Here is a 13394-nt window from a genome sequence, read left to right on the forward strand (position 1 = left end):
CCAGAAGGAGCGACCGCCGCTGCGCGCGGCGGTATGGCGGCAGGCCTAACGCTCGATACGGGCGAAGCGCGCGCTCTCCCCGGGCGCCGGCGTCGCCCTGGCGGGGAGCCGGGCCGCCTGTTGCAGCTGCGGATCGCCGCACAGCGCCTCGTGCAACGCTTCCAGCAGCACCTGCACGCGGGCGTCGGCCAGGCTGTAGTAGATCGAGCGGGATTCGCGGCGGGTCTTCACCAGTTGGTTCTGCCGCAGCTCCGCCAGTTGCTGCGACAGGCCGGGCTGGCGCAGGCCGAGGTCGCGTTCCAGTTCCGCCACGGAGCATTCGCCACGGGCGATCTGGCAGAGCAGCAGCAGGCGCGTCGGGTTGGCCAGCAGGCGCAGCAGTTCGGCGGCGTCGTTGGCGCGTTCCTTCAGGGCTTCCAGGCCCTCGTCGACCGGCGCTTTCATGGTTTCTTCCAGCGGTAGTACCAGGTTTCGTCCGGGCCGGGTTCGACCTGCAGCGCCTCATGGGCATCCAGGGCCACCGGCTCCAGCAGCGCGCCGCCGGGCTGCCAGCCCTCCGGGGTGGAGGCGGCGTGCCGGTCGCTGGCCTGCAGCGCGGCGACCAGGCGCAGCAGTTCCTCCACCGAGCGGCCGACGTTCATCGGGTACCAGCTCAGGGCGCGGATGATGCCCTCCGGGTCGATCACGTAGCTGACCCGGGTGGTGGAGCTGTCCACCGCGTCGGGGCCGACCATGCCGTAGCCGCGGGCGATGGCCATGGAGGGATCCTCGATGATCGGGAAGTCGATGGCCACGCCGAAGCGCTCGTGGATGTCGCGTATCCACGCCAGGTGCGAGTAGAGGCCGTCCACCGACAGCGCCAGCAGCTCGCAGCCCAGTGCGTCGAAGCGCGGCTTGGCGCGGGCGAAGGCGATGAATTCGCTGGTGCACACCGGGGTGAAGTCCGCCGGGTGGGAGAACAGCAGCAGCCAGCGGCCGCGGTAGTCGCTCAGGGCAACGTCGCCGCGGGTGGTGCGGGCGCGGAACTCCGGCGCACGGTCGTTCTGGCGCAGCGGCGGCATGGAGGGAGCGGAACAGGCATTGGCTTCCACGGTGATCCAGATCCTCGGCTGAACAGGCCCGTCATGCTACCGCCCCGGCCCGGTAGCGTCGACGGCGACACTTCGACGTTTTCATAATTGCACTATTAAAGAAATAGTGTAAGCATGATTCAGGTCAATGTCGCAGGAGACGTCCCCCATGTCCGCCCTCCACGCCGATGCCGCCCTGGCCGCCGCCAGCGCACTGGTCGACGACGCCACCAGCGGCCGCGCCCCCGCCCCGCAGGTCACCTCGTTCTTCGACGAAGCCACCTTCACCGTCAGCCATGTGGTGCGCGATCCCACCAGCAACGCCTGCGCCATCATCGACAGCGTGCTCGACTTCGACCAGGCCAGCGGCCGCACCCACCAGGAGTCGGCCCAGGCCCTGGTGGAGTTCGTCCAGGCCAACGACCTGCGGGTGTCCTGGCTGCTGGAGACCCACGCCCATGCCGACCACCTGTCCGCCGCGCCGCTGCTGCAGGAACGCCTGGGCGGGCGCCTGGCGATCGGCGAGCGGATCACCCGGGTGCAGCAGACCTTCGGCAAGGTCTTCAACGCCGGCAGCGCCTTCGCCCGCGACGGCAGCCAGTTCGACCATCTTTTCGCGGATGGCGAAAGTTTCCGCATCGGCAACCTGCAGGCCATCGCCCTGCACGTGCCCGGGCATACCCCGGCCTGTATGGCCTACGTGATCGGCGATGCGGTGTTCCCCGGCGACACCCTGTTCATGCCCGACTACGGCACCGCGCGCTGCGACTTCCCCGGCGGCGACAGCGCCACGCTGTTCCGCTCCATCCGCCGGCTGCTCGGCCTGCCGCAGCGGGCGCGGGTGTTCCTCTGCCACGACTACAAGGCCCCCAGCCGCGACCACTACGCCTGGGAAACCAGCATCGGCGCGCAGCGCGCCGGCAACATCCACGTCCACGACGGCGTGAGCGAGGCCGCGTTCGTCGCCATGCGCGACGCCCGCGACGCCACCCTGCCGATGCCGCGCCTGATGCTGCCCTCGGTGCAGGTGAACATGCGCGGCGGCCACCTGCCGGAGCCGGAAGACAACGGCGTGCGCTACCTCAAGCTGCCGCTGAACCTGCTCTGAGCCGCCGACGGCGGGCCATGACGGCCGCTGTCCCGCCGCCCTCCCCTTGCCTTGCGCCGCCGAAAGAAGAAGAGGAATCCGCCATGCAACGTCTGCCCCTGGACGATGGCTTTTGCGTCGCCCCGCAACTGAACCCCGAAGACCTTTCCGCCCTGGCCGCCGCCGGCATCCGCAGCCTGGTCTGCAACCGTCCCGACGGCGAGGCCGACGACCAGCCGGGCAGCCCGGCCATGGCCGCGGCCGCCGCCGCCCAGGGCCTGGAGTTCGCCTACCTGCCGGTGATCAGCGGCGCCATCGGCGACGCCGACGTCCATGCCTTCGCCGCCGCCCTGGAGCAGTTGCCCGGCCCGGTGCTCGCCTACTGCCGCACCGGCACCCGCTCGGCCACCCTCTGGGCGCTGTCCCAGGCAGGGCAACGGCCCCTGGACGACATACTCGCCCGCGCCGCCCGCGCCGGCTTCGACCTCGGCCAGCTGCGCCCGCGCCTGCAGGCCGCCGCCAGCCCCCGCCCGGGGCGTGGCGAGCCCACCTACGACCTGGTGGTGATCGGCGCCGGCGCCGCCGGCCTGGCCACCTGCGCCAGCCTGCTCAAGCGCCGCCAGAACCTGAGCATCTGCATGGTCGAGCCGGCCACGGAGCACTACTACCAGCCGGGCTGGACCATGGTCGGCGCCGGCGTCTTCACCCAGGACCGCACGGTGCGCCCGATGGCGGCGCTGATCCCCGACTGCGTGGCCTGGGAACGCTCCGCCGCGGCGGCCTTCGCGCCCCAGGACGACCGAGTGATCCTGGCCAACGGCGCCAGCCTGAAGTACCGCGTGCTGATCCTGGCGCCCGGCCTGAAGCTGGACTGGAACGCCATCCCCGGCCTGACCGACACCCTGGGGCGCAACGGCGTGACCTCCAACTACCGCTTCGACCTGGCGCCCTACACCTGGCAACTGGTGCGCGGCCTGCACCGCGGCCGCGCGCTCTTCACCCAGCCGCCGATGCCGATCAAGTGCGCCGGCGCGCCGCAGAAGGCCATGTACCTGTCCGCCGACCACTGGCTGCGCGGCGGCCGCCTGGAGGGCATCGACATCCAGTTCCACACCGCCGGCGCCGCGCTGTTCGGCGTGGCGGACTACGTGCCGGCGCTGATGGAGTACGTCGAGCGCTACCGCGCCCAGCTCAACTTCGGCTCGACCCTGGCGGCCGTCGACGGCCCGGCGCGCACCGCCACCTTCGCCCGCACCGATGCCGACGGCCAGCGCCACGAGGAAGTGCGCGAGTTCGACATGCTCCACGTGTGCCCGCCGCAGACCGCTCCGGACTTCATCCGCAGCAGCCCGCTGGCCGGCGACGGCGGCTGGATCGACGTCGACCCGGTGACCTTGCGCCATGCGCGCTTCGCCAACGTCTTCGCCCTCGGCGACGCCAGCGCCGCGCCCAACGCCAAGACCGCCGCGGCGGCGCGCAAGCAGGCCCCGGTGGTGGCGCACAACGCCCTCGCCTGCCTCGACGGCCTGCCCCTGACCGCGGCCTACGACGGCTACGGCTCCTGCCCGCTGACCGTGGAGCGCGGCAAGATCGTGCTCGCCGAGTTCGGCTACGGCGGCAAGCTGCTGCCCACCTTCCCGCGCTGGCTGCTCGATGGCCGCAAGCCGTCGCGCCTGGCCTGGCACCTGAAGTCCGAGGCGCTGCCGGGCATCTACTGGAACGCCATGCTCAAGGGCCGCGAGTGGCTCTGCGCGCCCGGCCGGCGCCGCGCCGGACAGTCCGCCTGAGGAAGCCGCGATGCCGACCCTCAGCCTGTTGCAGTACCTGCTCGGCGCCGCCGCCGGATCGCTGGTGGGCTTCACCCTCGGCCTGGTCGGCGGGGGCGGCTCGATCCTCGCCGTACCGCTGATGGTCTACCTGGTCGGCGTCGACAACCCCCACGTCGCCATCGGCACCAGCGCCCTGGCGGTGGCCGCCAACGCCGCCGCCAACCTGCTCAACCATGCCCGCCGCGGCAACGTGAAGTGGCCCTGCGCCTCGCTGTTCGCCCTGGTCGGGGTGGTCGGCGCCTTCTTCGGCTCGTCCCTGGGCAAGGCCTTCGACGGCCAGAAGCTGCTGGCGCTGTTCGCCCTGCTGATGCTGGTGGTGGCGGCGCTGATGCTGCGCGGGCGCGACAGCGAAGGCGACGCCGCGGTGGCCCTGGGCCGCGGCAACGCCCCGCGGCTGGCGGCATTCGGCGGCCTGGCCGGGGCCCTGTCGGGGTTCTTCGGCATCGGCGGCGGCTTCCTCATCGTGCCCGGCCTGATGGCCGCCACGCGCATGCCGATCCTCTTCGCCGTGGGCAGCTCGCTGGTGGCGGTGACCGCCTTCGGCCTGACCACCGCGCTCAACTACGCGCGCTCGGGCCTGGTGGACTGGCCGCTGGCGGTGGTGTTCATCGGCGGCGGGGTGGCCGGCGGGCTGTGCGGCGCCTGGCTGGCGACGCGCCTGTCGCGCAGCCAGGGCACCCTGAACCTGGTGTCGGCGGCGATGATCGGCGCCACCGCGCTGTACATGCTCTACCGCAGCCTGGGGGCGCTGGGCGTCATATGAACGGCCGGGCAGCGCACCGCTCAGGTGTACTTGGTGAAGATCGCCCGGACCCGCTGCAGCGTCTGCGCCGCGTCCTGCCCCTGGTCCTCGAACGCCTCTTCCAGCAGGCAGGCGAGCAGCTCCTGGTAGGCCTTTTCCAGGGCCTTGCGCGCCGCGCGGAACTGCAGCGCGATGGTCTCGCACTCCTCGCCCCGGCGGATCATGGCCTGCAACCCGCGGATCTGGCCCTCGACCCGGGCCAGGCGGTTGAGCATCGCTTCCTGGGGGGTGATATCGCTTTTTCTGCTCACGTGTACCTTCCAACGCGCATCCCAAGGTGAAGGCTCCATGGGATTCCCATCCACGGCAACCCGGCGCCCGGGCGTGAGGGTAGCGTTGTTCGGCGGGCACAGCCAGCCCGGCGGCGCGGCAGCCGCCGGGCATGGCCCGCGCCCGGCCTCAGGAGCGCTTGCAGCTCCCGCAGGTGCTGATGCCCAGCAGCGGATAGGCCGGGCAGAAACGGAAGATGCCGGTGGCCAGCGGCACCACGCCGATCCACCCCCACCAGCCGATCACGCCGGCGAGGCTCAGCCCGATCAGCAGCAGCCCCACGACGATGCGCACCGCGCGATCGATGGTCCCCACATTCGCTTTCATGACGATCTCCTTGGTCAGGTCCCGCGCCGGCCATCCAGCGCGGTGAAGATGAGCGGCCGGCTTGCCGGGTCGGGCGCCGGACGAGGGTCCGTGCGCCCGCTGCGTCAATCTGCCATCTCATTGGAAGGGCATTTCCAACATACCCTATGGGGTATTACAGCAGTCGCTCCGGAGGTGCACAAGTGAGTGCGTCAATCCGCTACCCGAAGCTGGTGAAGGAACTGGCGGCCATCCTGCTGATCAAGCTGGTGCTGCTCCTGGCCATCAAGGCCATCTGGTTCGACCACCCCACCCTTCCCGCCGAGGGCGAACGGCAGGTCAGCGCGCACCTGCTGGGCACCCCCGACCCCGTATCCACCCCCACCTCATCCCCCGCCAAGGAGTCCCCGTGATGATTTCCGAAGCCGTAGTCGACCTGTCACGCCTGCAGTTCGCGATGACGGCGATGTACCACTTCCTGTTCGTGCCCCTGACGCTGGGCCTCGCCTTCCTGCTGGCGATCATGGAGTCGGTCTACGTGATGACCGGCAAGCAGGTGTACAAGGACATGACGCAGTTCTGGGGCAAGCTGTTCGGCATCAACTTCGCCCTCGGCGTCACCACCGGGCTGACCATGGAGTTCCAGTTCGGCACCAACTGGGCCTACTACTCCCACTACGTCGGCGACATCTTCGGCGCGCCCCTGGCCATCGAGGGGCTGATGGCGTTCTTCCTCGAATCCACCTTCATCGGCCTGTTCTTCTTCGGCTGGGATCGCCTGTCCAAGGTCCAGCACCTGAGCGTGACCTGGCTGGTGGCGCTGGGCTCGAACCTCTCGGCGCTGTGGATCCTGATCGCCAACGGCTGGATGCAGAACCCGGTGGGCGCGGAGTTCAACTTCCAGACCATGCGCATGGAGCTGACCGACTTCGGCGCGCTGCTGTTCAACCCGGTGGCCCAGGTCAAGTTCGTCCACACCGTGGCCGCCGGCTACGTGACCGGGGCGATCTTCGTCCTGGCCATCTCCAGCTACTACCTGCTCAAGGGCCGCGACCAGGGCTTCGCCCGCCGCTCCTTCGCCATCGCCTCGGCCTTCGGCCTGGCCTCGATCCTCTCGGTGATCATCCTCGGCGACGAGTCCGGCTACGAGATCGGCGACGTGCAGAAGACCAAGCTGGCCGCCATCGAGGCCGAGTGGAACACCGAGCAGGCGCCAGCCGGCTTCACCCTGTTCGGCATCCCCGACCAGGAGCAGATGCGCACCCATTACGCGATCAGGATTCCCTACGCGCTGGGCATCATCGCCACCCGCTCGCTGGACAAGGAGGTCACCGGCATCAAGGACCTGCTGGTGCAGCACGAGGCGCGCATCCGCAACGGCATGCAGGCCTACGCGCTGCTGGAACAGCTGCGCAGCGGCGACACCTCCGCGGCCACCCTCGCCGCCTTCGATGATGTGAAGCAGGACCTGGGCTACGGCCTGCTGCTGAAGAAGTACACCGACAAGGTGGTGGACGCCAGCGAAGAGCAGATCCGCCTGGCCACCCTGGACACCATCCCCGACGTGCTCACGCTGTTCTTCAGCTTCCGCATCATGGTCGCCTGCGGCTTCCTCATGCTCGCCCTGTTCGCCTGCGCCTTCTGGGCCTCGGCGCGCAAGAACGAGGAGCGCAAGCCCTGGCTGCTGAAGTGGGCGCTGCTGAGCCTGCCGCTGCCCTGGATCGCCGCGCAGACCGGCTGGTACGTCGCCGAGCACGGCCGCCAGCCCTGGTCCATCGGCGAGGTGCTGCCGGTGCACCTGTCCGCCTCCAGCCTGGGCACCCACGACCTGTGGGGCTCGCTGATCGCGCTGGTCGCCTTCTACAGCCTGCTGCTGGTGGTGGAGCTGTACCTGATGATCAAGTTCGCCCGCCTCGGCCCGTCAAGCCTGCACACCGGCCGCTACCACTTCGAGCAGGGCGCCGCGCAGCGCCCGGCCATTGCCTGAGGAGCCCGCCATGGACTACGAAACCCTGAAGATCACCTGGTGGGTGCTGATCGGCGTGCTGCTGATCGGCTTCGCCCTCACCGACGGCTTCGACATGGGCGCCATGGCGCTGCTGCCCTTCGTCGCCCGGGACGACCACGAGCGCCGCGTGGCGATCAACACCATCGCCCCGCACTGGGACGGCAACCAGGTGTGGTTCATCACCGCCGGCGGCGCGCTCTTCGCCGCCTGGCCGATGGTCTACGCCACCGCCTTCTCCGGGCTCTACTGGGCCATGCTGCTGGTGCTGTTCGCGCTGTTCTGCCGGCCGGTGGGCTTCGACTACCGCAGCAAGCTGGAGAACCCGCGCTGGCGCGCGGCCTGGGACTGGGCGCTGTTCGTCGGCGGCTGCGTCCCGGCGCTGGTGTTCGGCGTGGCCTTCGGCAACCTGTTCCTGGGCCTGCCGTTCAACCTCGACGACATGATGCGGCCGACCTACAGCGGCTCGTTCTTCGCCCTGCTCAACCCCTTCGCCCTGCTCGCCGGGGTGGTCAGCCTGAGCATGCTCTGCCTGCACGGCGGCGCCTGGCTGATGCTGCGCACCGACGGCGAACTGGCCGAACGCTCGCGCCGCGCCGTGCAACTGTGTGCGCTGGTGTACCTGGCGGCCTTCATCGGCGCCGGGCTGTGGCTCAGCCTGGGCATGCACGGCTTCAGCCTGGCCTCGGCGGTGGACGGCAACGCCGTGCTCAACCCGCTGCACAAGCAGGTGACGCTGGACAACGCCGGCTGGCTGGCCAACTACCACAGGCAACCGCTGACCATGCTCGCCCCGGCGCTGGGCATCCTCGGCGGGCTGCTGGCCCTGGCCAGCGCCAGCGGCAACAGGGGCGGCCCGGCCTTCCTCGGCAGCGCCCTGGCCATCGTCGGCACTATCTGCACCGCCGGCTTCGCCCTGTTCCCCTTCGTCTTCCCCTCCAGCGAGAACCCGGCGGCCAGCCTGACGCTGTGGGACGCGGTGTCCAGCCACAAGACCCTCGGCATCATGTTCGCCGTGGCCTGCATCTTCGTGCCGCTGATCCTCTGCTACACGCTCTGGGGCTACGTGCGCATGTGGGGCCGGCTGAACCGCGGGCACATCGACGCCAACCCCCACGGACTCTACTGAGGAGCGACAAGCATGTGGTACTTCACCTGGATTCTCGGCGTGCTGCTGGCCTGCAGCTTCGGCATCATCAACGCCCTCTGGCTGGAAACCACCCAGGACCTGGACAGCGATGACCGCCGCCAGTCCTGAACGCGCCCTGCGCCGCCGCTGGAGCCGCGCGCTGTCGCTGCTGCTGGCGGCGCCGCTGGCGCTGGTGCTGCTGATCCACCCGGCGCTGATGCTCGACGCCAACGGCGGCTACAGCCACGGCCTGCTGATGCTGGTGATGCTCGGCGTGAGCGGCGGCTTCGTCCACGGCGTGGGCTTCGACCCGCGCGGCCGGCTCTGGGCGCTGCTGTTCGGCCCGCCCGTGGCCTGGCCGCTGATGCTGCTGGGCTATGGCCTGCTGCTCTATGCGCGGACGAGTTGAGGCCGTCTCACTTCGAAAGCGCCAGGCCAAACCTGAACAACAGTTGAACGGTGCGGTCATCGCGCATGGAAACAGTCCGGAAGCCTTGACCCAGGTCATTCGTTTCCGGCCTCCGGCGAAAACATAGTGGAACCGAGCGCCCGAGGGGGCCAGACATGGACGCCGGCGAGTTATCCCACCCTCGGGCGCTCCCCCATCGCAGCGTAGGGCGCATAACGCCCCGGGCGTTATCCGCCGTTGGCCCCGGCTCCGGCGTTCCGACCGTCGTAGGATGGGTTGAGCTTGCGATACCCATCGGACCCCGGTGATGGGTATCGCTTCGCTCAACCCATCCTACGAAAAGCGCCTCGCATGGCGGGTAAGACAAGCTGCCCCGGCACCGTGCCCATGTAGGAGCGGACCTTGTCCGCGATTTTCGGCTGCGGGCCGGAACATCGGTGACAGGTCTAAGAGCCCCTCTCCCTAACCCTCTCCCTGAAGGGAGAGGGGACCGTTGGGCAGGGTTTGATGTTATGGCGTTAGCCGGCAATCTCGGCAGTTTCCGGCAGGAACCATTACCTTTCTCGGCACGGACAAGCCCCCTCTCCCTTCAGGGCGGGGCGCGCAGCCGAGGGCTGGGGAGAGGGCGCTCCAAAGCCCAACACCCAAAGCCGCAGGCACACACCATTCGCAAGCGCGATTCGCGGATGAGATCCGCTACGGGCGGCCCCGGCACCGTGCCCATGTAGGAGCGCGCCCTGCGCGCGATTTCGCGGGCAGGGCCCTACGATTCCAGGAAGCACGGCTTTTCGTAGGATGGGTTGAGCTTGCGAAACCCATGCGGTTGCGCTGATGGGTATCGCTTCGCTCAACGCCATCCTACGAAGAGCACCTCGGCGCAAGACAGTCGCTCCTACGCAAAGCTCTCCGATCCCCCATGAAAAAGCCGCCACGACGCATGGGGTCGTCGTGGCGGCCAAGGGGAATGAATCGGACGGCCGAAGCCGGCATTCACGAACTCAAGGTGGTTTGAATGAAGTCAATGGACAACCCTCGATATAGGGAGCATGCGGTATCAACTGATACTTCGAAAAGTCTTTAATCCGCAGCAAAACTAGAACTTGGCCTCCAGATCCAATTGCAACGTATCGATATCCGCATCTTTACGCGAACCACTGGCGGCATCCGACCTGGCCATGAAATAAGTGGCACCCAGGGCGAAATTCTTGTCGATGTCGTAGGCAACTTTGAACTTATGACCACGAGATGCGGTGTAACCATTGGCGAAGTCCGAATCGGTAAATGCCCCGACCACCGCATTACGCTGCACGTCGCGATAGTTGTAGTCGAAGCTGAAGTCGCCCACCTTGGTCTTCGCGCCGGTCAGCCAGGCAGTATCTTCGTTGCTATCGGTCGCCTGGTTGACTACGTACTGGCCGTATAGCGAAAGCGGAACCGGCAGGTTGCCGAAGTCCAGTTGGCCGAAGCCTTCGTAGAGGCGGAAGTCCCTGGTGGTGTTGCCGTTGGCGGAAAGCTGGCACGGCGTCGTGGTGGCCGAGCCGCAGGCACTGTCGGTGTCGTTGTCGTAGGCGTAGAGGCTCGCCCCGAGGGTCGCCTTGATGCCGTCGATGGGCGCGAAGCGGGCGCCGAACTGGCCGCTGTACAGGCGCAGGTCATGCTGGAAGGCGTAGCCTTCGCCGTCGACGTTGTCCTTCAGGTTGAAGTAGCCGGCGCTGCCGAACAGCTCGGCGCTGCCGCCCAGCGGGTATTTGTAGGTGGCGGCGAAGCCTTCGGGGTTGATGTCGCCGTCCCAGATGACATCGCCTGCGCTGACCCACGGCTGGTTCATCTTGCCGCCGATCAGGTGCAGGTTCTTCACCGCCGCGGGGTGGAAGTCGATGTAGGCCTGGTCCAGCCACAGCTGCTTCTTGTCGAAGTAGTTGTCCATGCTCTGGTTGGTGGAACGGGCGTCGTCGCCACTGCCGGTGGCGATGCGGATGCCGGTGTCCACCTGCGGGTTGATCTGGCTGTAGAAGCCGACCCGCGCGCGGATGCGCTGGCGGTTCTGGTCGCCCTTGCTGCCGCTGTTCTGCGCATGCACGGTTTCCTGGCGCACGCGGACATCGCCCTTCACCTGGGTCCTGGCGGCCCAGGCGATGCTCTGCTCGAAGGCGCTCATCTGCTCCTTCTTCGCCTTGGCCTGCTCCGCGGCGGCCTGGTTCTCCCTGTCCAGCTCGGCCGTGAGTTCGGTGTACTGGGCGGCGCTGATCGAGCCATTGGCCTTGAGCATTTCCAACAGCCTGGCATCGACCCCCGCCTGCGCCGGCACACTCAGAACGAGCAATGCCCCGGCACAAACCCCCATTCCGCCCAGTGCAGAAATACTACGCATCAAGAATCTCCTGAAATCCGATAAAGGCGGCAACTGCCACCCAATTAATTCGGTTCCCACAAAGTTCTCCGCCACCGGCGAAGACCTTGTCCCCAAACCGGGGCAGATTCTTGTTTTTCGAATATTGCAGAATGGTTTCAGGCGAAGACGGGATATGAACAAGCAGAACATCAAGAGCCCTTGCAGCCCTTATGAATCGCGGATTCATATACTATTTGGCGAGGGTGTTTTTACGCGCAGCGGCTATATTGCCGGGCGGGAAATACCTAGCATTTTAAAAGTGAAGAACCCTGCTGTTTTCGGTCGAATGAAAGTTCGATCGACTCTCTGAATAGAGCAACCAGAATTCAGCGATCCCGGGCCCCCTTCGGCCTCGTTGCCGAAGGGGGCCGGGCGATCAATCCGCCATACCGGCGTCGTCGCCAGGCTGGCGCGTCTTCAGGCGGTGCTCCAACTGCCGGCGGGTGATGCCCAGAAGCCGCGCGGCGCCGGCGACATTGCCGCCGGCCCGGCCCAGGGCACGCTTCACCGAAGCCTCGATCAGTTCCTCCAGCGGGTGCTCGTCCAGCCACTGCTCGATGATCCGCTGCCGCTGCTGCGGGGCCTCGAAGGCCGGCCGGGCTTCCGCCTCCCGCGCCGGGGACAGGAACAGGTCGCTCAGGCCGATGGGCTCGTTGTCGTCGGCCAGGACCACGCCTCGCTCGATGATGTTCTCCAGCTCGCGCACGTTGCCGGGATAGTGGTATTCCAGCAGCGCCCGCACGGCCGCGCGCGAGAGGCCCTTGATGGTGCGCTGGTGCTGGGTGGAGAAGCGCTTGATGAAGTAGCGGATCAGCAAGGGGATGTCGTTGCGCCGCTCGCGCAGCGCGGGGATGTGGATGGGGACGACGTTGATGCGGTAGTACAGGTCCTCGCGGAAACGGCCCTGCTGGACATCCTTCTCCAGGTCCGCGTTGGTGGCGGCGATGACGCGGATGTCGACGGGGCGCGGCGCATCGCCGCCCAGCCGGTCGACCTCGCGTTGCTGCAGCACGCGCAGCAGCTTCTCCTGGGCCACCGAGGTCAGGGTGCCGATCTCGTCGAGGAACAGGGTGCCGCCGTCGGCCTGCTCGAAGCGCCCTGGCCGGCTGCGGTGGGCGCCGGTGAAGGCGCCCTTCTCGACGCCGAACAGCTCCGACTCGATGAGGGTTTCCGGCAGGGCCGCGCAGTTGACGGCGACGAAGGGCTTGTCCGCGCGGTGACTGAGCTGGTGCAGCAGGCGGGCGAAGCGCTCCTTGCCCACGCCGGTCTCGCCCTGGAACAGCACGGTGACGTCGCGCGTGGCGATCTTCTCGATGCGCCGGCAGGTGGCGAGGAAGCTCGGGTCCGCGCCGATCAGGTCGGAAACCGCCAGGGCCTCGTCCAGCACGGGGTCGTTCAGCGAAGCGTTGATGTAGTCGGTGGAGCCGAACAGCTCCAGCTGATCGCCGTCGGGGCCCCACTCCTCCAGCGGCTTGCCGATGATCCGGCAGTGCGCGTGGCCCATGCCGCGGCACTCCACCTCGCGGAACAGCACCGTGCGGCCGAAGAAGGCGCTGTTGAAGCCGGAGGCGTGGCCGACCTGCATCCAGCAGACCGGCTCGGCGGAAGGCGGCAGGTGCGCCAGGTGGGCGCTGGCCTCGAAGGAGTCGTGCCAGATCTGCTCGACATAGTGGTGGCCGGACTCCACGTCCACCTCCATGCGCAAGGTCTCCACTTGCGTCACCCCTTCCAGCGCATGCAGCAGCGGCCCCGCCATGAAGGCGTGGTCGCTCTCGTCGCCACGCAACTGGCGCGCCAGCCCGGCGTCGCTGGAGCCCGTCGCATAGCCCATGCGGGCCAGCAGGCGACGCGAATGGGCCACGCCGATCTCGGCGATCAACTCACGGCGGAAGGCGGCGAAGGCGGACAGCTGCATGAGGAATGCGCGTTGCTGGCCGATCCAGATCTGGCCCTTTTCGGGCTGCATGCGGAACTGACGGAGCAGGTCCTGGGGGAAGCTGCGGGCACCCATGGCATCTCAACATTTTTGTTATTAGTGAATTCGAAATTAACAAACACGTTAATTCCGCGGCAATCCAGCCTTGGCGCCAAAGGT

15 protein-coding genes are annotated in these 13394 nt (G+C 67.8%); 9 read left to right on the forward strand and 6 right to left on the reverse strand.

The window, feature by feature from the left end; genetic code table 11:
- Positions 1-45 precede the first annotated feature (45 nt).
- Both PcP3B5_RS18265 and PcP3B5_RS18270 read right to left on the reverse strand, forming a co-directional pair.
- Complete coding sequence (locus PcP3B5_RS18265) at positions 46-444, reverse strand: ArsR/SmtB family transcription factor (protein WP_061562064.1); 399 nt, start codon at positions 442-444, stop codon at positions 46-48.
- Positions 441-1091: a peroxiredoxin gene (locus tag PcP3B5_RS18270; protein WP_024128674.1), complete on the reverse strand. Its 651-nt coding sequence runs from the start codon at positions 1089-1091 to the stop codon at positions 441-443. Before PcP3B5_RS18270 ends, PcP3B5_RS18265 begins: the two co-directional genes overlap by 4 nt.
- A 148-nt stretch (positions 1092-1239) precedes the next feature.
- On the opposite strand from PcP3B5_RS18270, the gene PcP3B5_RS18275 reads away from it, so the two are divergent.
- The 3 genes from PcP3B5_RS18275 to PcP3B5_RS18285 all read left to right on the forward strand — a co-directional run bounded on the left by PcP3B5_RS18275 (position 1240) and on the right by PcP3B5_RS18285 (position 4749).
- Positions 1240-2178: an MBL fold metallo-hydrolase gene (locus PcP3B5_RS18275; RefSeq protein WP_061562065.1), complete on the forward strand. Its 939-nt coding sequence runs from the start codon at positions 1240-1242 to the stop codon at positions 2176-2178.
- Between the two features lie 83 nt (positions 2179-2261).
- Positions 2262-3944 carry a bifunctional protein tyrosine phosphatase family protein/NAD(P)/FAD-dependent oxidoreductase gene (locus PcP3B5_RS18280; RefSeq protein WP_061562066.1) on the forward strand — a complete coding sequence of 561 codons (1683 nt, stop codon included), beginning with the start codon at positions 2262-2264 and terminating at the stop codon, positions 3942-3944.
- Between the two features lie 10 nt (positions 3945-3954).
- The gene (locus PcP3B5_RS18285; protein WP_009623129.1) at positions 3955-4749 is read left to right on the forward strand and encodes a sulfite exporter TauE/SafE family protein; all 795 of its coding nucleotides are present in this window, start codon (positions 3955-3957) and stop codon (positions 4747-4749) included.
- 20 nt (positions 4750-4769) lie between these two features.
- Here PcP3B5_RS18285 and PcP3B5_RS18290 read toward each other — a convergent pair whose 3' ends face one another.
- Both PcP3B5_RS18290 and PcP3B5_RS18295 read right to left on the reverse strand, forming a co-directional pair.
- The gene (locus tag PcP3B5_RS18290; protein ID WP_058070484.1) at positions 4770-5003 is read right to left on the reverse strand and encodes a metal-sensing transcriptional repressor; all 234 of its coding nucleotides are present in this window, start codon (positions 5001-5003) and stop codon (positions 4770-4772) included.
- Positions 5004-5187: 184 nt separating this feature from the next.
- On the reverse strand, positions 5188-5385 hold the full coding sequence (locus PcP3B5_RS18295) for a YgaP family membrane protein (protein WP_043318350.1): 198 nt from the start codon (positions 5383-5385) through the stop codon (positions 5188-5190).
- Between the two features lie 182 nt (positions 5386-5567).
- Here PcP3B5_RS18295 and cydP point away from each other — a divergent pair, with 182 nt between their 5' ends.
- Genes cydP through PcP3B5_RS18320 form a run of 5 tightly spaced genes read left to right on the forward strand, consistent with a single transcriptional unit; the run spans position 5568 to position 8907 of the window.
- A complete protein-coding gene (cydP, locus tag PcP3B5_RS18300) occupies positions 5568-5777 on the forward strand; it encodes a cytochrome oxidase putative small subunit CydP (RefSeq protein ID WP_043272039.1) in 210 nt (69 codons plus the stop codon).
- Positions 5777-7351: a cytochrome ubiquinol oxidase subunit I gene (locus PcP3B5_RS18305; RefSeq protein WP_061562067.1), complete on the forward strand. Its 1575-nt coding sequence runs from the start codon at positions 5777-5779 to the stop codon at positions 7349-7351. The genes cydP and PcP3B5_RS18305 overlap by 1 nt, the downstream gene beginning before the upstream one ends.
- Before the next feature lie 10 nt (positions 7352-7361).
- Positions 7362-8498 (forward strand): cytochrome d ubiquinol oxidase subunit II, encoded by a 1137-nt coding sequence (cydB, locus tag PcP3B5_RS18310; protein ID WP_061562068.1) that lies wholly within the window; start codon positions 7362-7364, stop codon positions 8496-8498.
- Positions 8499-8510: 12 nt separating this feature from the next.
- Entirely contained in the window at positions 8511-8627 is a 117-nt protein-coding gene (cydX, locus tag PcP3B5_RS18315; RefSeq protein ID WP_009623142.1) for a cytochrome bd-I oxidase subunit CydX, read from the forward strand.
- Positions 8608-8907 carry a cyd operon YbgE family protein gene (locus PcP3B5_RS18320; protein ID WP_043318342.1) on the forward strand — a complete coding sequence of 100 codons (300 nt, stop codon included), beginning with the start codon at positions 8608-8610 and terminating at the stop codon, positions 8905-8907. The genes cydX and PcP3B5_RS18320 overlap by 20 nt, the downstream gene beginning before the upstream one ends.
- 1093 nt (positions 8908-10000) lie before the next feature.
- On the opposite strand, the gene PcP3B5_RS18325 is transcribed toward PcP3B5_RS18320, so the two are convergent.
- Entirely contained in the window at positions 10001-11278 is a 1278-nt protein-coding gene (locus tag PcP3B5_RS18325; RefSeq protein WP_061562069.1) for a putative porin, read from the reverse strand.
- Between PcP3B5_RS18325 and PcP3B5_RS31905 the strand changes: the two genes are divergently transcribed.
- Complete coding sequence (locus tag PcP3B5_RS31905) at positions 11169-11609, forward strand: hypothetical protein (protein WP_162493534.1); 441 nt, start codon at positions 11169-11171, stop codon at positions 11607-11609. The two genes, PcP3B5_RS18325 and PcP3B5_RS31905, sit on opposite strands and share 110 nt — an antisense overlap.
- A gap of 66 nt (positions 11610-11675) precedes the next feature.
- Here the strand turns inward: PcP3B5_RS31905 and PcP3B5_RS18330 are convergent, their stop codons facing one another.
- The gene (locus tag PcP3B5_RS18330) at positions 11676-13310 is read right to left on the reverse strand and encodes a sigma-54-dependent Fis family transcriptional regulator (RefSeq protein WP_061562070.1); all 1635 of its coding nucleotides are present in this window, start codon (positions 13308-13310) and stop codon (positions 11676-11678) included.
- Positions 13311-13394 lie beyond the last annotated feature (84 nt).

Source organism: Pseudomonas citronellolis (assembly GCF_001586155.1).
Classification (GTDB): domain Bacteria; phylum Pseudomonadota; class Gammaproteobacteria; order Pseudomonadales; family Pseudomonadaceae; genus Pseudomonas; species Pseudomonas citronellolis.